This is a genomic window from Microbacterium algeriense (assembly GCF_008868005.1).
GTDB lineage: Bacteria > Actinomycetota > Actinomycetes > Actinomycetales > Microbacteriaceae > Microbacterium > Microbacterium algeriense.
Map to the genome: position 1 here is coordinate 349,255 of NZ_WAAO01000001.1, position 19,236 is coordinate 368,490.

Here is a 19,236-nt window from a genome sequence, read left to right on the forward strand (position 1 = left end):
AGACGCGGGATTTTGCGTCACGGGGATTAATGATTGCACACGCAACTATTCCGCGCAAACAACTACTTCGGAGGCACCATGGGAATCTCAGACGACGCCGTCGAGATCCGGGCGCGCGGCTGGCGCACGCTCGCCGCCCTGCACGGCATCATCGAAACCGAATTGGAGCGCGCGCTCGCCGCCTCCGTCGAGCTCTCCGTGGTGGAGTACACCGTGCTCGACGCGCTCAGCAGGCAGGACGGCTGGCACATGCGGATGCAGCAGCTCGCCCGAGCGACCGCTCTCAGCCCGAGTGCCACCACGCGGCTCGTGACGCGCCTCGAAGACCGAGGACTGCTGACGCGGATCCTCTGCGCCGACGATCGCCGCGGCATCTACACCGAGCTGACGCCGGCCGGTCGGGCCCTGTACGAGCGGGCGCACCCGATCCACGACGAGACGCTGGAGCGCGCACTCGGTGACGCGGTCGAGCAGCCCGAACTCGCTCCCGTCGTGCACGCTCTGCAGGGGAGCACCGCCCTCGCTTGACCAGCACCCGCGGACGCGCACGGCGCGCGCGGTCGTCATCCCGGGACGGCATCCGCCCGCTCAGTCGGCCGCGACGCGCACCAGCACCTTGAGCGTGCCGTTCGCCCGGGCGCCGGAGGACAGGGCGAAAGCGGAGAGCATCTGATCGAAACCCACCTCCTGCGTAATCAGGTGTCCGACGGACAGCTTCCTCTCGTCCAGCAGCCGCAGCAGGAGCCTCGAGGAGGAGGCCGCCGTCGCGCTCAGCGCGAGCCCGATCCGGCGTTCCCGGAAGATCTGCAGGTCGTCGCGGGATGCAGGGGCGTGCACGCCCAGCGTCACCACGCGACCGCGGACGCGGACGATGTGCGCCGCGAGGCGGAGCGACGCACCGCTCCCCGTCGTGTCGATGACCGCGTCGAACTCCTCTTCCGTCGATGCGAGGTCTTCGTCGATGCCGACCGTCCTGGCAGGGTGCGCGAGTCTGACAGCGGCGACAGCGGCGGCGGCGACCGGCCCCGCGCCGATGATCGCGACGGACTCGCCGCTGCGCAGACCGCTGCGCTGCACCGCTGCCTCATAGGCGGTCGGCAGCACCTCCGAGACGAGCAGGGCCCCCGCATCCGCCACTCCCCGGGGAACCGAGAGGGCGGACTGGTCGGCGAACGGCACCCGCGTGTACTCCGCGTGCGTTCCGTCGATCGAATACCCGAGGATCCACCCGCTTCCGCGCCCGCCCTCCGGATCGAGGCAGTGATGACGCATGCCGACCCGGCAGTGCGCGCACACCCCGCATGCGCTCACCGCGGACACCACCACCCGATCACCGACGCGCAGCCGTGAGACGCCGCTGCCCGTGCGCCAGACCACTCCCACGCCTTCATGCCCGAGGATCCGGCCCTGGCGCACCTCGGGGAGAGTCCCGGCTCTGATCTCGAGGTCCATCGCGCTGACCGTCGTCGCCGACATCCGCACGATCGCGTCCGTCGGGCGACGGACGATCGGAACGGGGACGTCATCCCATCTCACGTCTCCGGCACCGCGAAAGACCAGAGCCTTCATGGCGCTCCTTTCGTCGCGGGGCGGTGAGCGAGGGGACCTAGGTCCCGGAGGGGGTCATCTGCATGCGCTGGAATGGAAGAGCGCGCCTCGATAGCCTGAGCGGATCGGCGGCGCTGGCGCGCACCGAAGGGGGGTACCGTGACGATCGACGATGCCGGACGGGAAGCGTCGGCGGCGACGCCTGCGCAGAGACCGATTCGCGTCTTCCTCGTGGACGATCACGAAGTGGTTCGTCGCGGGGTCGCCGAGATCCTCCATGCGGAGGCCGACATGAGCGTGGTCGGCGAGGCGGACGGCTTCCACAGCGCCGTGCGCGGCATCCGCGGCACGCGCCCGGATGTCGTCGTGATCGACGTCCGGCTTCCGGATGGGAACGGCGTCGAGCTCTGCCGCCAGGTGCGATCCGCGGATCCCGACATCCAGTGTCTGATCTTCACGGCATACGACGATGAGGCGGCGCTGCTCAGCGCCGTGCTCGCCGGTGCGGCAGGCTATGTCCTGAAGGAGGTGGGAGCCTTCGATCTCGTGGCGGATGTCCGCGCGGTCGCGAACGGCCGACCTCTGCCTGTGCGCCGAGCGAATCAGAGCCCCGACCGCGTGCTGCGAAACCAGGACCCTCGCCTCGGATCGCTCGGCTTGCGCCAGCGGCAGATCCTCGATCTCATCGGTGAAGGTCTCACCAACAAGCAGATCGGGGTGCGGCTCGGACTGGCGGAGAAGACCGTGAAGAACTACGTGTCCGGCCTGCTGGAGAAGCTCGGTGTCGAGCGACGCACGCAGGCGGCCGTTCTCCGTGCCGAGTGGCGGTATCACGAGTCGTCCGGTCATCGCTTCGAGTCCTGACCTGCGACCGTCGCCGCCGTCCGCCGGGCCTGCGCGGCACGCCTCCCCAGGCGCAGCGCGATGCCGAGTGCGATCAGGAGCGCAGCGACGCCGAGGAGGGTTCCGTCCGCGGAACCGCCCGTGACCGCGAGTCCCCCCGGGCCCTGGGCTCCGCCACCGCCCGGAACCACCGGCGTTGGCGTGGGTGTGGGCGTCGGGGTCGGCGTCGGGCGCGCAGTGACGGTGTTGACGAGGAGCGCCTCGGCCACCCCGCCGGCCGGGATCTCCACGGTGACCGGGTCGGCGGGAGTGACCACGACCGATGCGGAGCTGCCGTCCGTCGTCTCCGAGACGGTGCAGACGGTCCCGGCCGGAAGATCGGAGAAGGTCTGCACGGAGCTGCCGGCCGGCGTCTCGGCCGGGATCGCGAAGGTCTCCGCGAGCGCCTCTCCGCAGTCCACCTCCACGACGATCTCGCCCTGTCGTCCCGCGGCGGCACCGGCGATCTGCTTGACCACGGATAGTGACCCCGGACGGTACGAGACCGTGTTGGTGACGGTGAGCGCAGCGCCCTCATCTGTCACCACCGCCTGCTGCGGCACATCGGAGGTCACATCCACGGTCGTGCTCGCGCCTGTCACGGGTTCGGTGACGACGCACGTTCGACCGACGGGGATGCCGGGGAACGTGAAGGTGGTCTCCGCGGTCGCCCCCGCCGGCACCTCCTGGACGAACGTGTAGCCGTCGCCGCAGTCGATGGCGAGCTGGCCAGCCCCCTGGTCGCCCGCCGCCTCGCCCGTGAACACCTTGCCCACCGTGAGCGCGCCGACGGCGAAGAACGATGCGGTCGCCTGAGCCGTTCCGTCCAGCTCCGTCGTGTTCGCGAGGATGAGCCGCTGCGCATCCTCGAGCCCGGGGGTGTATCCGTCGTAGAGATAGACCTCCCCGCGTTGCACCGTGACGACGGCGCGGGCGCGGAGGACGGTCTCGGATGCGGCGGTCCCCACCGACCGCACCCAGACCGCCGTCCCGGCCGCGACGACACTGGGATTGGCCAGCGGCGTGGTCGCCGTCTCGTCCGCGAACATCTCGGCGCCGGCCGGCACGGAGACGGTCACCTGGGCGGCGTTCTCGGCGTCGACGACGAAAGGACCGGCGACCTCTCCGACGGGAGCGGACGACGCGAGAGGCGTGATGGTGACGTCCGGCGCAGGCGGCTCGGCGACGGGGCCGTTCGCCTGCGCGGCTGCCACGATCGACGCGGCCGCAGTCCGGATGGCGGAGGACGTCGAGGAAACCACGTAGCCGTCGGTGAAGTACCAGATCGCGGCCTGCACGGCCGCCGCGCGCTGATTGACCGACAGCCCGGCCGGTTCGCCGGTCGTCGGGTAGTACGCGTTCAGGATGTACGTGACGTAGCCGATGTTCGGCACGGCCGATTCGTCCCATGTGCCCGACTCGTATCCGATGCCCCCGTACGTGGGGACGCGGAGGTTGATGCAGTACATCTCCGCCGTGAGAGCCGGGTTCGAGATGCTCGCGGTGATGATCGTTCCAGCGAAGTTCGAGAGCGGTTGATACCCGGAGGTGGGATCGGCCGCGGGATACGGCGTCGTCGGGTCCTGAATGGTCGTCGGATCCGTGGGCTCGAAGCCCTGGATCGTCGATCCGGAACCCGTTCGGACGAGGCTGATCTCCGTGTCGGGCCCGGTGGCTGGATCGATGGCCGGGGTCTCCGGCGTCACCACGGCGCTCGCGGGCGTCAGCGGCGCCGAGAGGAGCGCAACCGCGATGGTCGCGATGATCAGCAGCCCCGCCCACGCGCGGCGACGGCGGGGGAGGTTGGTCTTCGTGTCGATGTTCACGTCTCCTGCTTTCTCGAACCGGTCGGCGGTGGAAGCGAAACTAGCCAGCGTGCGTGCCGGTGGCAGGGTCGTTCGGCCCGGGACATGCGATCGACGGACCGTCGGGGGTTCCGCACGGGTGGGTAGCATCGGCGTATCGGGGGAGAGAGAGCAGGAGGCGTACGACACATGCCCGGTCGATCACGGATCGACGCGGCGCAGAGGAGGGTGCAGTGGAAAAACGCAGATACAGCGGGGACGATGTCGCGCGATTGCACGCGGCGGCCGAGGGGCTCCTCGGAGAGCTCGATCTCGAGAAGCTGCTGACGCGCGTGGTCACGGCCGGCTCAGGGTTGCTCCGGTGCCGGCTCGCCGTCTTGAGCGTGGTCGACGGCCACGGTCGCATCGAACGCGTCATCCGAGCGGGGGATGAAGGAGTCGAACCCGCAGACCCTGCGCCGTCAGGCGCGGCGGCCATCGGGGACCGTGTCGCGACGGACGCGCCGGGGCTGGTGGGCGGCACGCAGCTGCATCGCGACATCCGCGCCGGAGGGGAGATCCACGGCGTGCTCTCGTTCATCGGCCCGACCGCGGGTCGTTTCACGGCGGAGGACCTCGATGTCGCTGACGCCTTCGCAGCCACGGCGGGGATCGCGTGGCAGAACGCGGTGCGTCACGGACAGGCCCTGCGAGACGCGCGCGCCGCGACGGCGCTGAACATGCTGATCACGCCGATGATCAGCGCGGACGATGACGAGATCTTCGGGGTCGCCGCTCGCAGCGCGGCCAGCATCGTGCCCGCGACGTTCGTGAGCATCGTCTGTCCCGAGGGGGACGGCGGGCTGATCGTGCGGGGCGCCGTCGGGCGGCATGCGAACGAGCTGCTCGGTGTCGTGTACGAGTCCGAGGGCACTCTGGCGGGGCGCGCGTTGGCGTCGGGCCTCGTCGCCGTGGCCGTCGGGCCCCATGAGTTCCCCACCTCGTCCGGCGCGCTGCGCCTCGGGCACGTGGCGGCGATCCCCTTGATGGACCGGGGGCGGGCGCTCGGTGTGATCCATCTGGGACGCGACCTCCGCGGCCCGCTCTTCTCGCACGCCGAACTCGACAGCGTCACCAGCTTCGCCGCCGCCGCAGCCGAGGTCATCGGACGGGTGCGGGAGCGGGCGTCGTGGCGCGCGGTCGACACCGCGGTGGCCGAGGAGCGCAGCCGTATCGCCAGAGACCTGCATGACACCGTCATCCAGCGGCTGTTCGTCACCGGACTGGGGCTGCAGGCGATCGGTTCGGCGAACCCCCTGGTGGACGATGCGATCGAGGTCCAGACGAATCAGATCGATGCCGCCATCGGCGACCTGCGGGCCGCCGTGTCGGAGCTGGCGACCGGAGTTGCATCCGGAGCGCCTCGTGATGTGCGCGACAGTGTGGTGCAGGAGCTGGCCGACCTGGCCGCGTCGGCGGGGACGGCTCCCCGCGTCGTGTTCGCCGTTCCTCCGAACCGGGCGTTGCCGCCGGCGATCATCGACGACATTCTCGCTGTTGTACGAGAGGGAGCCGCGAACATCCTCCGGCACGCCCGGTCGCGGTGGAGCGAGGTGACGATCGAGGTGGATGACGCGGCCGCGACGGTCGTGCTGGAAGACGACGGGGTCGGCATCCGGGCGAACGCGCGACGCAGCGGGATCAGCAACCTCGAAGAGCGCGCCCTCCGACACGGCGGCACGTTCGAGGTGCGACGGCGGGAGGGCGGAGGGACGCGGGTCCGCTGGCGGGTGCCCCTCGGCTCCGCGCCGGCCTGACCGGGCTGCTGCGCGGTCGACGGGCGGACGAGCCGTGCACTTCGGGACGCCGACGGCTCAGGGGCGGACGCGGGCCGTGCGCCCTTCGAAGGACACGAGGTCGCCGTCGTGCAACTGGCGTCCGCGTCGGCGGTCCACCTCGCCGTTGACGGTCACATACCCGTCGATGATGACCTCCTTGGCGTCGCCGCCGGAGTCGAGGAGGCCGGCGAACTTGAGGAACTGCCCGAGGCGGATCACCTCACCGCCGATGGAGATGTCGTCGATCGGATCCGTGTTCGTCATCCTTGAATGCTAATCGCCTCCGCGTCCGACACGGACGACACCGCCGCACTCGGGTCCGTGCGGCGGTGTCGTGTCCGGCGAGCGTGGTCCGGACGAGGAGCCCGGCCGTGTCTCAGTCGTCGATGTCGGTCCCCACGACGGCGAAGTCCGCGTCGAAGTCGATGTCGATCGAGCGGTTGTCGGAGGTGAGGACCGACGCGTCGTAGGGGCTCACCTCGTCGGCGTCCACATCCAGATCGGTGATCATCCCCTCCGCCTCGGCCAGTGCCGCCGCGACCAGGGCGCGGATGGTCTCATCGTCCAGCGTGAGCGCCGGGCCCGTGTCGTCTCCATCCGCCGCATCCGTCGAGACGACATCCGTGGCGAGATCCTCGTCGACCCGCACCTCGGTCTCGTCACCGGCCGCGTTCGTCAGCTGCACCTCCCACGTGCCGTCGCGCTTCGCGTCGATCGAGGTGACCTCGCCGTCCGCGGCACCCCGAGCCGCTTGCGCGATCTCGATCAGCTCCCCGGCGGAGGAGGTGCCGATGCCGGTCACGGGTCCGCGACCATCCGAAGGTCGGCTCCCGCGGTCGTCACGGTCATCGCCCCGAGACCCGGGACTGTCACCGTCGTCGTGCCGCGGGTCGTCGTGCCGCGGGTCGTCGGACATCGAGGGCCGGTCGTCGTCACCGAACTCGTCGCCGATCGCCGCACCCACCGCGACACCGCCGCCGACGAGCACCACTGCTGCAGCGATGCCGCCGCCGATCAGGAGCGCCTTCTTGCGTCCGGGCTTCGCCGGAGCGGGCGCGGCCGCGGGTTCGGCGTGTGCCGAAGGGGCGGGTGGCCCCTGGTGTGCGGCGTCCGGGGCGGGCTGCGCGGCACCGGCGGTCGGCGCAACCGGGACGGTCGGAGCATCCGCTACGGGCTCGGCCGGGGTCTCGGGGTTCTGGTCGGAAGCAGGTGTCTTGTCGTCCATGTCCCGATCGTCTCCCAAGCCCGCTGAACCCGCCCTGAAGCGTCCTGAACCCGCCTTCAGGAACCCCCCCCGCCTGCACCCCCACCCCTCGTGCGGCACAACTTCGGAGACGTCCCGCACAACTTCGGAGAGTGCGGCCGACACGCCGCGGCATCGGGGTTCACCCACGGCGTGTCGGCTCGAATCTCCGAAGTTGTGCCCGGACGGGCGGACGGCGGACGGGCGGACGGCGGACGGCGGGAGGGGGCGCGTCAGGGGAGGGGGAGGGTCAGGATGAAGCGGGCGCCACCCCAGCGGGAGTCGTCGACGGCGAGGGTGCCGCGGGCGGAGGCGGCGATGCCGCGGGCGATCGCGAGCCCCAGTCCGCTGCCCCCGGCGTCGCGACTGCGGGCCTCGTCGAGCCGCACGAAGCGCTCGAAGATCCGCTCCCGCTCCTCGACGGGCACGCCTGGTCCGTCGTCCTCGACGGTGACGAACACGTATCCCTCGGCCGGGGTCACGCCGATCGCGACGCGGCCACGGCTGTGGCGGGCGGCGTTGTCCGCGAGGTTGCGCACCAGCTGGCCGAGCAGACGGGGGTCGGCGTGCACCTGGGCGGCGTGGATCCCGGTTCCGTCGGCCTCGAACCCGGCCGCTCGCAGTCGCCGTACCTCGCTCAGAGCGATGTCGTCGAGATCCACGGCTTCATCATGCGTCCCCGCTCCTTCGTCGAGGCGGGCGAGCAGCAGCAGGGACTCGACGATGCCCTGCAGGCGCAGCCCCTCCTCGGACACGATCTCGGCGAGCTCTCCGATGCTCGTCACCTCGGGGTGCGCCTGAGCGAGCTCGGCGTGCTGCCGGATGGTCGCGAGCGGGGAGCGCAGTTCGTGCGAGGCATCCGACACGAAGCGCCGTTGGGCCGTGGCCGCCGCATCGAGCCGATCGAGCATCCCGTTCATCGTCGTGGCGAGCGCCGCGATCTCGTCCCCGGTCTCCGGAACGGGCACGCGCTGGTGCAGACGCTCGGCGGTGATGCCGTCGACCTCTTCGCGGATCCGGGTCACCGGGCGCAGGGCGCGCCCGACCACGAGCCAGGTCGTGGCGGCGACGAGCAGCAGGAGCAGGGGGAGGGCGATCGCCAGCAGGGTCGCGACCGTGGCGAGGGTCTCCGCGTCGTCTTCCATGGAGACCGCGAGCACGAGCGTCTCGTCGCGGTCCAGGTCTTCCGAGACGACCAGCACGCGCTCGCCGTCGATGGTCGTCGTCCGGGGATCGTCGTCCACGGGCAGCGGCGTCGAGCCGAGCTTGTCGCGCGCCTCCTCGCTCGCGGCGCGGACGGATCCGTCCGGAGCGATGACCTGCAGGATCTCGTCCTCGAGGGCATCGATGCCGCGGCCTCCGCCGGGACCGCCCGCGCGCTCGCCGAGTTCCTCGAGACGCTGCTCGGCCGCACGTTCCGTGGCGCCGTGGATGCTCGCGCTGAGGATCCCGTAGAAGGACAACGCGCCCACGAGCAGGGCGACGGCGACGACCACCGTCGCGCCGAGCGTGGTCCGCCCGCGCACCGAGCGCCAGATCCGCCTAGCCACCGTCGGCCGCCAGCCGGTAGCCCGCGCCGCGCACGGTCTCGATCGCCTCACGTCCGAAGGGTTTGTCGAGCTTGCGGCGGAGGTGCCCGACGTAGACCTCGACGATGTTGGGATCGCCGTCGAAGTCGTCGTCCCAGACGCCCTCGATGAGGGCACGCTTCGACAGCACCTGACCCCGATGACGCATCAGGTATTCGAGCACGGAGAACTCCCGCGCGGTGAGGGCGATCGGCGTCTCACCCCGCCAGACGCGATGCGCTGCCGGGTCGAGCCGCAGGTCGCCGGCTTCCAGGATCGCGGGGCGGGCGACCGCTCCACGGCGGACCAGCGCCCGCAGTCGCGCGACCAGGATGGCGAACGAGAACGGCTTCGTGACGTAGTCGTCGGCTCCGGATTCCAGAGCCTCGACCTGGTCCCACTCGCCGTCCTTCGCCGTGAGCATGAGCACCGGCGTCCAGTTCTCCTCCGCGCGCAGGGCCTCGCAGACCTTCCACCCGCTCATGCCGGGCATCATCAGGTCGAGCACGATCGCGTCGTACCGCGTCTCGCGGGCCCGCCAGAGTCCGTCGATGCCGTTGTGTGCGACGTCGACGGCGAATCCCTCCGCCTCGAGTCCGCGGCGCACCCCCTCGGCCAGGCGCACCTCGTCGTCCACCACCAGGATCCGCATGCCTCCAGTGTGGCCGGTCGACGCTGAATCGGGGCTGAAGCACGTCCAGCGGAAGTCGACACCGCGGTGACGGGTAACATGTTACTGCGGCGGGATCTCTCCACCTCACACCGACTCGAAGGGGAGTCCTTTGTTCCATCAGATCCCCGACCCGGTCTTCGGGTCCCTCGTCCTCTCCGCGGTCGTCGCCACGCTGCCGCTGGCCGTCCTGTTCGCCTTGCTCGGCGTGGCTCGAGTTCGAGCATGGACGGCATCCCTCGTCGCGCTCGTGCTCTCGGCTGCGCTGGCGATCTTCGTCTGGCGGATGCCGCCGCTGCAGGCCCTGAGTAGCATGGCGGAGGGGGCCCTGTACGGCATCGTGCCGATCCTGTGGATCCTCGTCAACGCGCTCTGGGTGTATCAGCTGACCGTCCAGACCGGCTGGTTCGCGGTGCTCGGGGAGCGGATCCGGGTGGTCAGCCGTGACGAGCGGGTTCTCGCCATCGTGATCGCGTTCTGCTTCGGTGCTCTCCTCGAGTCGCTCGCCGGTTTCGGGGCGCCCGTTGCGATCTCCGTCGGCATGCTGATCGCGGCCGGGATGAAGCCGCTGAAGGCGGCGATCGTGTCGCTGCTCGCGAACACCGCGCCGGTCGCGTTCGGGGCGATGGCGGCACCGATCATCGCCCTCGCCGGCGTCACGGGCATCGACACTCACGCGCTGTCCCAGATGGCCGGACGCCAGACGCCCTTTCTCGCAGTGCTCGTCCCCCTGATCCTGGTCGTCATCGTCGATGGGATACGCGGACTGAAGGAGACATGGGCGGTGGCGGTGGTTGCGGGCCTCGCCTTCGCGATCTCGCAGTTCGTCACCGCCAATTTCATCGCCGTCGAGATCACCGACGTCGTCGCGTCGATCGTGACCCTGCTCGTCGTCCTCGTGGTTCTTCGGTTCTGGAAGCCGGCGTCTTCCGACTCGTCCGGCGCGGCAGGTTCGGCGGCGGGCGGAGCCGCAGACGAATCGAGCGGAGAAGTCAGCATCGAGCGGACGACGCTCGGGGCAACGCCGAAGGCGGGGAGAGGCGTCGCCGGCGATCGATCAGAGTGGTCGAGAACTCGTCTGACCTGGTACGCGGTCTTGCCGTACGTCGTGATCGTCACGATCTTCGCCGTCTCGCAGGTCCCCTCGGTGAAGGAGTTCCTGTCCCGGGCGACGACGGTGGCGCTCCCCTGGCCGGGGCTCGACATCACGGATTCTGCCGGGACCCCCGTGCCGACCGTCTTCAGCGTGAACATCGTCGGAAACGGCGGCACCCTGCTCCTGCTCGCCGGGATGATCGTCGCGTGCGTGTACCGCGTGTCGTTTCGCGGCGCGCTCGCCGCCTATGGAGCGACCCTGCGGCAGTTGCGATTCACGATCATCACTGTGATGACCGTCCTCGCGCTGGCATACGTCATGAATCTGTCGGGTCAGACTCAGAGTCTCGGCGCTGCCCTCGCCACCACGGGGGCCCTGTTCGCGCTGTTGTCCCCGACGATCGGTTGGGTCGGGGTGGCGATCACAGGCTCGGATACGTCGTCAAATGCCCTGTTCGGGATGCTGCAGGTGACCGCCGCTGAGAAGGCCGGGCTCAGCCCGGTCCTCATGGCAGCGACCAATTCGTCGGCAGGGGTGCTCGGCAAGATGCTGTCGCCGCAGAACCTCGCCGTCGCCGCCGCGGCGGCCGGGATGGTCGGGAAAGAAGGCGAGCTGTTCCGGAAGCTGCTCTGGTGGAGCCTGGGCCTCCTGCTCGTCTTCACGGGTCTCGTCTGTCTCCAGTCGACAGTTCTCGCCTGGATGATCCCTGCCGTCTAGGCGGGGGGATCCGGGCGCGAGCGCCTCGGACGGTCGCGTCAGCGCAGGTGCGCCTGGATCTCGCGGATGACTTCCCCGAGCACCCCGGTGGCGAGGAGACCGGCGCCGAGCGGACCGGCCGGGTCGTCGCCCACGGGCGGCAGCGTTCGAAGGGCGGCGGCGGCGTCCGGGGAGAGCGCCGCGAGCTGCCACTCCACCTCGTCCCCGCGGGCGCGGGGATCATGTGGGTGAGCGAGTTCGACGGCCTTCGCAGCGTACGCGGCGGCACCGAGAGCATGAGCGCCCATATGCGCGACACCGGCGGCCTGCGCCGCCGATCGAGCCGCGGCGACGCCCGCGGGGGAGGTGGCATTGCGTGCGGCCCGTCCAGCGACGAATCGGCGGCGGATCTCCTCGGCGGCCGTGAGATCACCCCGCGCGAAGGCTCGCGCCCGGTCGATCGCATCCCGCGCTCGGCCATCGTCGGGGGCTTCGGCCTCGAACACCGGAAGCACGCGCGCGGCGCAGTCGGCGGCCCAGACCGCCACGATCCTCCGCTCGGCTTCGGTCATGCCCTGCGGGGTGGTCACGATCGACTCGCTCGGCGTTCCGCGCGAGTCCTGGCGTCCTCATGGGCCTGCCGGAGCAGGGCGAGCACGGTCTGCGCGGTGCGCTCCCCGGGGTCGATCACACACACCCACCCGGACGCCCCGTAGAGGGGATGCCGGTGGAGGACATCCTCGTCGGCAGGGTCCTCGGAGGCGGTCACGAGCGAGTCGGCCGCGTCGCGTCCGACGTGGATGTTCACGCGGAACCTGCCCGGTGTGTCGAGGGCGGACGTGGTGTCGTCGGGGTAGTCCTTCGTGATGATCGTCCCGTAGGGCTGGGTGCGCTCGGGCATCCGTCCGTCGGGGGCGTGGTAGAAGTACGCGTCGCCCCACGACAACTCCGGGAAGTTGCTTCCGGCCTCCGGGGTGATGACGAGGGAGCCGTCGAGACCACGCACGGCGTCGATGATCTGGTTCATGTCCATGCTTCAATGATGAAGTTGAAGCGCTTATGTGGACTTCTTCCCATCAGCGCGGGAGGAGACGGTGCTGAACTCTCCAGAGCGAACCATGACGACGGCCGCGCTCGGGCGGCGGGTGGGCTACTCGACGCAGCAGGTGCGCGATCTCGAGCGCCTCGGGGTGATCCCTCCGGCGCCGCGCGGTGCGAACGGGTATCGCCGGTACAGGTCCGAGCACGAGACGGCGTTGCGCGCCTACCGCGCGATGGCGGCGGCGATCGGCCCGGTTCCCGCCCGCCGACTGCTGCCTGCCGTCATCGCGGGCTCGGTCGAGGACGCCGCGGAGCGGATCGATCTTCTGCACGCGCGCCTCGCGGAGGAGCGCTCCCGCGTCCGGGAGGCACTGCGCGCCCTCGACGTGGCGATGGTCGAGGCCGACGACGTCTTCGCGGAGGAGGACGCGATGTCCATCGGCGAGCTCGCCCAGGCTCTCGGGGTCCGTCCATCGGCTCTGCGCCACTGGGAGGGTGAGGGACTCGTCCACCCGCTCCGCGCCGGAGCATCGACCCGCACCTACGGGGCGGCGGCGATCACGGAGGCCCGGATCGTCGCGGCGCTCCGCGGCGGCGGCTACCGGATCCCCGCCATCGCGCTCCTGCTCGACCAGGTGCGCGGGCACGTCGGCCCTCGCGCCGTTCAGGACATCCTGGAGGAAAGGCTCGCCGATCTGGCCCGGCGCAGCATCGCGCTGCTCGCCGCGGCAGCGAGCCTGCACGCGCTGCTCGTCGAACGGACCGAGCAGCCGTGCGCCGTGGTCACTCGGGACGCGTGATCCGTGCAGTGAGCTCGTCGATCAGCGGATTCGTGTCGAGCGGGTCCGTGATGACGGCGGCGATCGCGTCGAAGGGCAGCACGGGGTAGCGGGCGGCGCCGCCGATCTTGTCCTCGCTCGCCACCACGACGGTCTCCGAGCAACGCGAGGCGATCGCTCGCTTGGTGACCGCGTCGTCGAGCTCGCCTGTGGTGAGTCCGCGCTCGGGGTCGACGCCGGTCGCGCCGAGGAAGAACACGTCGGCCGCGAGATGCTGCACTGCCTCCATCGCCAGCGCGCCCCCGGCGACCATGGAATGGCGCGACAGCTCGCCGCCGATCAGGATCACCCGGGCGTCGGAGTGCTCCGCCACGGCGAGAGCGACGGCAGGACTCGGAGTGATGACGGTGAGGTCTGCACCCGATGGAAGGTGCCGCGCCATCGCGAGAGTGGTCGTGCCGGCATCCAGGACGATCGTCGCCCCCGGCCGGACGCTCGCAGCAGCCCTGCGGGCGACGCGCTCCTTGCTCTCGGTGGCGAGCTCTCGTCGTTCCACCACGGGCGGTTCCGCTGCGGGGATCGGCAGGGCGCCCCCGTACACCCGGAGGAGCCTGCCCTCCTCCGCGAGCTCGCGCAGGTCGCGCCGGATGGCATCCTCCGAGACGCCGAGGTCGTCCGCGACGGTCTTGGCGACCACTCTCCCCTCCCGGTCGAGAAGGGCCAGCAGGTGGTCTTTGCGCTGCGCGGCGAGCATATGTTTCCTCACGAAGTTGCACGTTCTTGCATGATTCAGACTACAGTGGCCGACATGACAAAGCCACTTCTCATTCTGATCGCCGGTCCCTACCGGTCGGGAACCAACGGCGATCCCGACCTCATCGCCCGGAACCTCGCCCGCCTCGAAGAGGCCTCCGGCCCGCTCTTCCGCCTCGGACACGTGCCGATGATCGGGGAATGGGTCGCGCTGCCGATCCTGCGCACCCTCGATCCCTCGCACGCCGATGACGGCGACGTGATGTACGAGACGGCGCACCGACTGCTGCAGCACTGCGACGCGGTGCTGCGTCTGCCCGGAGAATCCACCGGCGCCGACAAGGACGTCGAGATCGCGGAGCAGCTCGGTCTGCCCGTCTACCGCACCCTCGAGGAGGTCCCGGCGGCCGCGACTCCGTAGGCTAGGGGGATGACCAAGAACATCTGGACCATCCTCGGCGTGATCCTCGCCGTCGTGATCGCGTGGTGGATCGTGAGCGCGCTGTTCTCGGTCCTCGCCTTCGTCTTCAAGCTCGCGATCGTCGCGGTCGTCGCCGTGGTGGTCTTCCTCGTGCTCCGCGGGATCTTCAGCCGCAGCGACGACTGACCGTCGGCGTCACGCCTTCGCGAACGCACCAACGCGGTACTTCGCGGCGCGGTGCGTGTCCTGCACGCGGTCGCCGCGACCATGGAGCTTGTTGCGGAGCGTGCCCGGGGCATACTCCTCCGGGTACGCCCCGCGCTCCCGCAGCACCGGGATGACGTGCTCGATGACGTCCTCCCACGTCCCCGGGGTCACCGCGTAGGCGAGGTTGAAGCCGTCGATGTCGGTCTCCTCGACCCACGACTGCAGTTCGTCGGCGATCTCCTCGCCCGAGCCGACGATCGTGGGGCCCAGCCCGCCGATCGCGTTGTGGCGCCCGAAGTCGCCGACGGTCCACTCCCGCCCGAGGTCGGCTTCCTCCTTCAGATGCTGCAGCACGGACTGGATCGCGTTCGACTCGACGTTCCCGACCGGCTCGTCCTCCGCGTACTGCGAGAGGTCGACGCCCATCCACCCCGACATGAACGTGAGCGCCCCCTCCGGGCTCGCGTAAGAGAGGTACTCGGCGTGCTTCGCGGTGGCCTCTTCGCTGGTCGCCGCGGTGATCACCGTGAGCAGCGTGTAGATGCGGGCGTCGTACCGGTCGCGACCCGCCGCTTCGAGGGCGTCGCGGATGCGCTTCACGGTGCCGGCGAGCACCTCCTTCGACGGTGCGGCGACGAAGATGGCCTCGGCGTTCTCGGCCGCGAACCTCACCCCGCGCGGGCTGGCTCCGGCCTGATAGATCACCGGCGTGCGCTGCGGCGACGGCTCGGAGATGTGGATGCCGGGGACGCTGAAGTGCTTCCCCTCATGCCCGATCGGATGCACCTTTGCCGGGTCGGTGAAGATGCCGCGCTCGCGGTCCTCCACCACGGCGTCGTCCTCCCATGACCCCTCCCAGAGCTTGTAGAGCACCTCCACGTACTCGTCCGCGTGGTCGTAGCGGTCGTCGTGGGCGAGCTGGTCCTCCTGGCCCATGTTGCGCGCGGCGCTGGGCAGGTACCCGGTCACGACGTTCCAACCGATCCGGCCCTGCGTGAGGTGGTCGAGCGTGCTCAGGCGCCGGGCGAAGGGGTAGGGGTGCTCGAACGCGGTGCCGGCCGTGATGCCGAAACCCAGGTTCTCCGTGACGGCGGCCATCGCGCTGACCAGGAGGATCGGGTCGTTCACCGGCACCTGGGCGCCGTTGCGGATCGCGGCCTCGTTCGTGCCGCCGTACACGTCGTAGGTGCCCAGCACGTCGGCGATGAAGATGCCGTCGAAGGTCGCACCCTCGAGCAGCTTCGCCAGATCCGTCCAGTACGAGATCGTGTTGTACTGCCGCGACCGGTCGTCCGGATGCCGCCACAGGCCGGACGACTGATGGGCGACGCAGTTCATGTCGAAGGCGTTGAAGCGGATCTGACGGGTCATGGGGTCCATGAAAGGCGATGGCGGCGATCAGGTCGAGCCTCCCCGACACGGACCGAAACAATCCGGGACCCGTGTCGGGCCGACGGATGTCGGGTCGACGGATGTCGGGCCGGACGGATGTCGGGTCGACGGACGGATGTCGGGCCGAATCGCCTGGTTCGGTCCGACATCCGTCCGGGCGCCCGACATCCGTCCGAGCGAGAGAGGAGCGAGAGAGGGGGAGGGACGGGGGTCAGGCGTCGGTGCCGTCGGCGTCGGGGCGCCGGGGGCTGGGATCGGGCGGCAGGATCTCGATCGGATGCGCGGCCTGGCGCTGCGCCCGCCACCAGATCACGAAGCCGATCGCGGTGAAGCCGCCGTAGAAGACGTACATGAGGCCCGTCGCGTAGTAGCCCGAGCTGAACAGCAGCGGCACCCCGACCACGTCGACCGCGATCCAGATCAGCCAGAACTCGGTCCACCCCTTGGCCATGCCGTAGGTGGCGAGGAGCGAGCCGACGAAGGTCCAGGCGTCCGCCCACACGGGCTCCCACGATCCGAGCGCCCGGAACAGCGGGGTCAGGGCGATCGTGCCGACGATCATCACCAGCACGAGGCCGATGCGCGCGCTCGTCGGCGCCCACCGAGGGATGACACGTCCGCCGTCGAGGTTGCGCCAACGCACCCAGCCGTAGATCGCGACCGCGATGAACATGACCTGCCGGCCGGCCTGACCCAGCAGGTGCGGCAACGACGGATCAGGGCTCAGCGCCGACCCCAGGAACACCGTCAGCAGCAGCACATTGCCGATGATGCCCACCGGCCACGCCCACACCTTGCGCCGCATGCCGCCCAGCGCGCTCGCGAGGCCGAACGCGTTGCCGACGACTTCGCGCACGAGGAGGGTCTGCCCACCCGGCAGCGTCCACTGCGAGCTGAAGGCGTCGACGAACCACTGCAGCAGGTCCATCGTCGTCAGACCACGACGTCCGGTGCGGGGCGGTCGTCGAGCACGAGCTGCAGCATGCTGAGGTCGAGCCAGCGGCCGAACTTGGCGCCCACCTGCGGCATGCGACCGACTTCGCGGAAACCGAGACGTTCGTGCAGCGCGATGGATGCGGTGTTCCCGCTCTCGATGCCACCGATCATCACGTGCATCCCGTCGGCCCTGGCGCGCTCGATCAGCGCGGTCATCAACGTCGTCCCGATCCCTCGGCCCCGCTGGTCGCCCCGCACGTAGACGGAGTGCTCGACGGTGTGCCGGTAGCCGCTGTGCGGTCGCCACTGCGCATAGGACGCGTAGCCGACCACCCCCGTCTCGTCCGCGGCCACGATCACCGGATATCCCCGTGCGGTGCGGTCGGCGAGCCAGGCGGCGCGATCCGCGCGGTCGACCGCGTCCTCGTTCCAGATCGCGGTCGTGTGCACGACGGCGTGGTTGTGGATCTCGGTGATCGTGTCGAGGTCGGCGCTCTCGGCGTCCCTGAGGTGCACGGCGGTCATCGGGGGTTCTTCCTTCTTCGCGCTTCGGGTGCGCAAGCCGACGTTATCAGGGCATCGGACGCCGATTCCGATGTCAGACGTGGATGTCGGCGGGCGAGGTCTCGCCCTCGTGGAAGCTCGGCTTCTTGCCGAAGAGCTTGGCGATGCCGAGGACGATGCCGACGATCACGAGACCCCAGACGAGGCCGGCGATCGCGGAGATGATCGTGTCGACGACCCAGACCACGAAGCCGCCGAGCGGCTCCAGCGCGTGCTCGACCGCGTGCAGCATGTCGGTCGGGGCGTGCACCCCCACCTCGCCGAGGTTGATCAGCACGAGGTGACCGCCGACCCACAGCATCGCGACGGTGCCGAGCACGCTGATGAACCGGAACACCGCGGGCATCGACCGGACGATCCGGGTGCCGGTGTGCCGCACCCGCTGCACGGGGTTCTTCGCCATCTTCAGGCCGATGTCGTCGATCTTCACCAGGAGCGCCACCGCGCCGTAGACCGCGACCGTCATGAGCACGGCGATCACGGCGAGGATCGCGAGGGTCGACCAGATGTCGAGTCCCTTGTCGAGGCTGGCGAGCGAGATGAGCATGATCTCGGTCGAGAGGATGAGGTCGGTGCGGACGGCGCCGAGCACGAGCTTCCTCTCGTCGCGGGCGCTCTCGTCGGCGTGGCCGTGCTGCACCCCGAACCACTCCAGCACCTTCTCCGCCCCCTCGAAGCACAGGTACGAGCCGCCGAGGATCAGCAGATACGGCAGCACCCACGGCGCGAAGGCCGTGAGCAGCAGCGCGATCGGGATGATGATGACGAACTTGTTCACCAGCGACCCGAGGGCGATCTTGCCGACGACCGGGAGCTCGCGCGCCGGCGTGATGCCCTGCACGTACTGCGGGGTCACGGCGGCGTCGTCGATGACCACCCCCGCGGCCTTCGCCGACGCCTTCATCGCGGCGCTCAGGATGTCGTCGACGACGGCGAGCAGTCCAACGGACATGCGGGTCCTCTTTCCGTGGTGGGAAAGTCAGACTACCGACTCCCGGGCTCAGGCCCGCACGTTCTCCGCGGTGGCCAGCACCCGCTGCAGCGGCTGGTAGTGCTCGATGACGGCCTGGCGGTAGCGCTCGACGTCGCCCGAGCGCGCGGCGTCCAGCATGTCGCCATGCGCTTTGGCGGTCTTGTGGATGTCGTCGGGCTGCGCGATGCCGAGCTGCGGGAGCACGGCGGTGTGCACGTCCCAGAAGGCTCCGACGAGCTGGCCGACCAGGCGGTTGTCGATGGCGCCGAAGAGGCGGGTGTGGAATGCCCTGTCCTCGTCGAGGAAGTACTCGCCGCGCCCGGCCTTGTCGACCATCTCGGCGACGAGCTCGTCGAGCTCCGGGTCCGCCTGAGCCTGAGCGGCCTCGACCACGCGCTCCGCCATGGAGAGGTCGAGGGCGAGACGCACCTCCACGACCTCGCGCAGCGCCTGCAGCGACCCCTCGGGGGAGAGCACGCCGCGGAAGACGAGCGCCTCGACCATCGGGTCCAGCGACATCGGGCCCACGTAGGTGCCGTGTCCGTGCCGGACGTCGACGATGTCGAGGGTGGAGAGCGTGCGGATCGCCTCACGGACCGAGGAGCGCGACACGTCGAGCTCCTCGCAGAGCTCGGCCTCGGTCGGCAGCGGGTCGCCGGGGGTGAGTCCGCGCGTGAGGATGAGCTGCTTGATCTGATCCGCCGTCGTGGCTCGCCGCATCCGCGACGCCCTCCCCGTGGTGGACTTCATAGGGTCCCTCTCCTGCCTGCCGGAAACGCTCCGATCCTCTCACTCTTGTGATCCGGTCGAACGTGTGTTTAGAGTACATCAGACGTCTGATGTCC

21 protein-coding genes are annotated in these 19,236 nt (G+C 70.0%); 7 read left to right on the top strand and 14 right to left on the bottom strand.

Translation table 11 applies throughout. The annotated features are described in order from the left end of the window. The first annotated feature begins 78 nt into the window (after positions 1-78). Positions 79-528, top strand: coding sequence for a MarR family winged helix-turn-helix transcriptional regulator (locus tag F6A08_RS01635; RefSeq protein ID WP_017203785.1), 450 nt, complete (start codon positions 79-81; stop codon positions 526-528). Between the two features lie 60 nt (positions 529-588). Here the strand turns inward: F6A08_RS01635 and F6A08_RS01640 are convergent, their stop codons facing one another. Then, entirely contained in the window at positions 589-1,569 is a 981-nt protein-coding gene (locus F6A08_RS01640; protein WP_151458418.1) for an alcohol dehydrogenase catalytic domain-containing protein, read from the bottom strand. Between the two features lie 138 nt (positions 1,570-1,707). On the opposite strand from F6A08_RS01640, the gene F6A08_RS01645 reads away from it, so the two are divergent. Continuing rightward, complete coding sequence (locus F6A08_RS01645; protein ID WP_124896713.1) at positions 1,708-2,412, top strand: response regulator; 705 nt, start codon at positions 1,708-1,710, stop codon at positions 2,410-2,412. Here the strand turns inward: F6A08_RS01645 and F6A08_RS01650 are convergent. Continuing rightward, positions 2,394-4,256, bottom strand: coding sequence for a thioester domain-containing protein (locus F6A08_RS01650; RefSeq protein ID WP_151458419.1), 1,863 nt, complete (start codon positions 4,254-4,256; stop codon positions 2,394-2,396). The two genes, F6A08_RS01645 and F6A08_RS01650, sit on opposite strands and share 19 nt — an antisense overlap. Positions 4,257-4,468: 212 nt before the next feature. On the opposite strand from F6A08_RS01650, the gene F6A08_RS01655 reads away from it, so the two are divergent. Next, complete coding sequence (locus tag F6A08_RS01655; protein ID WP_151458420.1) at positions 4,469-6,031, top strand: sensor histidine kinase; 1,563 nt, start codon at positions 4,469-4,471, stop codon at positions 6,029-6,031. A gap of 57 nt (positions 6,032-6,088) precedes the next feature. Here the strand turns inward: F6A08_RS01655 and F6A08_RS01660 are convergent, their stop codons facing one another. From F6A08_RS01660 to F6A08_RS01675, 4 genes are all read right to left on the bottom strand, one after another. Continuing rightward, positions 6,089-6,316, bottom strand: coding sequence for an RNA-binding S4 domain-containing protein (locus tag F6A08_RS01660; protein WP_151458421.1), 228 nt, complete (start codon positions 6,314-6,316; stop codon positions 6,089-6,091). Positions 6,317-6,428: 112 nt separating this feature from the next. Further along, a complete protein-coding gene (locus F6A08_RS01665; protein WP_225855697.1) occupies positions 6,429-7,277 on the bottom strand; it encodes a hypothetical protein in 849 nt (282 codons plus the stop codon). 251 nt (positions 7,278-7,528) lie between these two features. Beyond that, on the bottom strand, positions 7,529-8,845 hold the full coding sequence (locus F6A08_RS01670) for a sensor histidine kinase (protein WP_225855698.1): 1,317 nt from the start codon (positions 8,843-8,845) through the stop codon (positions 7,529-7,531). After that, the gene (locus F6A08_RS01675) at positions 8,838-9,515 is read right to left on the bottom strand and encodes a response regulator transcription factor (RefSeq protein WP_124896709.1); all 678 of its coding nucleotides are present in this window, start codon (positions 9,513-9,515) and stop codon (positions 8,838-8,840) included. Before F6A08_RS01675 ends, F6A08_RS01670 begins: the two co-directional genes overlap by 8 nt. A 130-nt stretch (positions 9,516-9,645) precedes the next feature. Here F6A08_RS01675 and F6A08_RS01680 point away from each other — a divergent pair, with 130 nt between their 5' ends. Continuing rightward, on the top strand, positions 9,646-11,346 hold the full coding sequence (locus F6A08_RS01680) for an L-lactate permease (protein WP_151458422.1): 1,701 nt from the start codon (positions 9,646-9,648) through the stop codon (positions 11,344-11,346). 38 nt (positions 11,347-11,384) lie between these two features. On the opposite strand, the gene F6A08_RS01685 is transcribed toward F6A08_RS01680, so the two are convergent. Together F6A08_RS01685 and F6A08_RS01690 are read right to left on the bottom strand one after the other, a co-directional pair. Beyond that, positions 11,385-11,915, bottom strand: coding sequence for a putative immunity protein (locus F6A08_RS01685; protein WP_192576660.1), 531 nt, complete (start codon positions 11,913-11,915; stop codon positions 11,385-11,387). After that, complete coding sequence (locus F6A08_RS01690; RefSeq protein ID WP_151458423.1) at positions 11,912-12,358, bottom strand: DUF6194 family protein; 447 nt, start codon at positions 12,356-12,358, stop codon at positions 11,912-11,914. Before F6A08_RS01690 ends, F6A08_RS01685 begins: the two co-directional genes overlap by 4 nt. 85 nt (positions 12,359-12,443) lie before the next feature. On the opposite strand from F6A08_RS01690, the gene F6A08_RS01695 reads away from it, so the two are divergent. Beyond that, on the top strand, positions 12,444-13,166 hold the full coding sequence (locus F6A08_RS01695; RefSeq protein ID WP_151458424.1) for a MerR family transcriptional regulator: 723 nt from the start codon (positions 12,444-12,446) through the stop codon (positions 13,164-13,166). Here the strand turns inward: F6A08_RS01695 and F6A08_RS01700 are convergent. Continuing rightward, complete coding sequence (locus tag F6A08_RS01700) at positions 13,150-13,899, bottom strand: DeoR/GlpR family DNA-binding transcription regulator (protein ID WP_151458425.1); 750 nt, start codon at positions 13,897-13,899, stop codon at positions 13,150-13,152. The two genes, F6A08_RS01695 and F6A08_RS01700, sit on opposite strands and share 17 nt — an antisense overlap. A 54-nt stretch (positions 13,900-13,953) precedes the next feature. Here F6A08_RS01700 and F6A08_RS01705 point away from each other — a divergent pair, with 54 nt between their 5' ends. Together F6A08_RS01705 and F6A08_RS17595 are read left to right on the top strand one after the other, a co-directional pair. Next, positions 13,954-14,319, top strand: a complete 366-nt coding sequence (locus F6A08_RS01705) for a hypothetical protein (RefSeq protein WP_040568894.1) — start codon at positions 13,954-13,956, stop codon at positions 14,317-14,319. 9 nt (positions 14,320-14,328) lie between these two features. Continuing rightward, entirely contained in the window at positions 14,329-14,505 is a 177-nt protein-coding gene (locus F6A08_RS17595; RefSeq protein WP_164479601.1) for a hypothetical protein, read from the top strand. A 9-nt stretch (positions 14,506-14,514) separates the two neighbouring features. On the opposite strand, the gene F6A08_RS01710 is transcribed toward F6A08_RS17595, so the two are convergent. The 5 genes from F6A08_RS01710 to F6A08_RS01730 all read right to left on the bottom strand — a co-directional run bounded on the left by F6A08_RS01710 (position 14,515) and on the right by F6A08_RS01730 (position 19,141). Then, on the bottom strand, positions 14,515-15,897 hold the full coding sequence (locus F6A08_RS01710; RefSeq protein ID WP_151458426.1) for an LLM class flavin-dependent oxidoreductase: 1,383 nt from the start codon (positions 15,895-15,897) through the stop codon (positions 14,515-14,517). 232 nt (positions 15,898-16,129) lie between these two features. Continuing rightward, complete coding sequence (gene pnuC, locus F6A08_RS01715; protein ID WP_151458427.1) at positions 16,130-16,846, bottom strand: nicotinamide riboside transporter PnuC; 717 nt, start codon at positions 16,844-16,846, stop codon at positions 16,130-16,132. 5 nt (positions 16,847-16,851) lie between these two features. Next, positions 16,852-17,379 (bottom strand): GNAT family N-acetyltransferase, encoded by a 528-nt coding sequence (locus tag F6A08_RS01720; RefSeq protein ID WP_017204708.1) that lies wholly within the window; start codon positions 17,377-17,379, stop codon positions 16,852-16,854. A gap of 73 nt (positions 17,380-17,452) precedes the next feature. Next, entirely contained in the window at positions 17,453-18,370 is a 918-nt protein-coding gene (locus tag F6A08_RS01725; RefSeq protein WP_151458428.1) for a DUF808 domain-containing protein, read from the bottom strand. A gap of 48 nt (positions 18,371-18,418) precedes the next feature. Next, positions 18,419-19,141 (bottom strand): FadR/GntR family transcriptional regulator, encoded by a 723-nt coding sequence (locus F6A08_RS01730; protein ID WP_225855699.1) that lies wholly within the window; start codon positions 19,139-19,141, stop codon positions 18,419-18,421. Between the last annotated feature and the right edge of the window lie 95 nt (positions 19,142-19,236).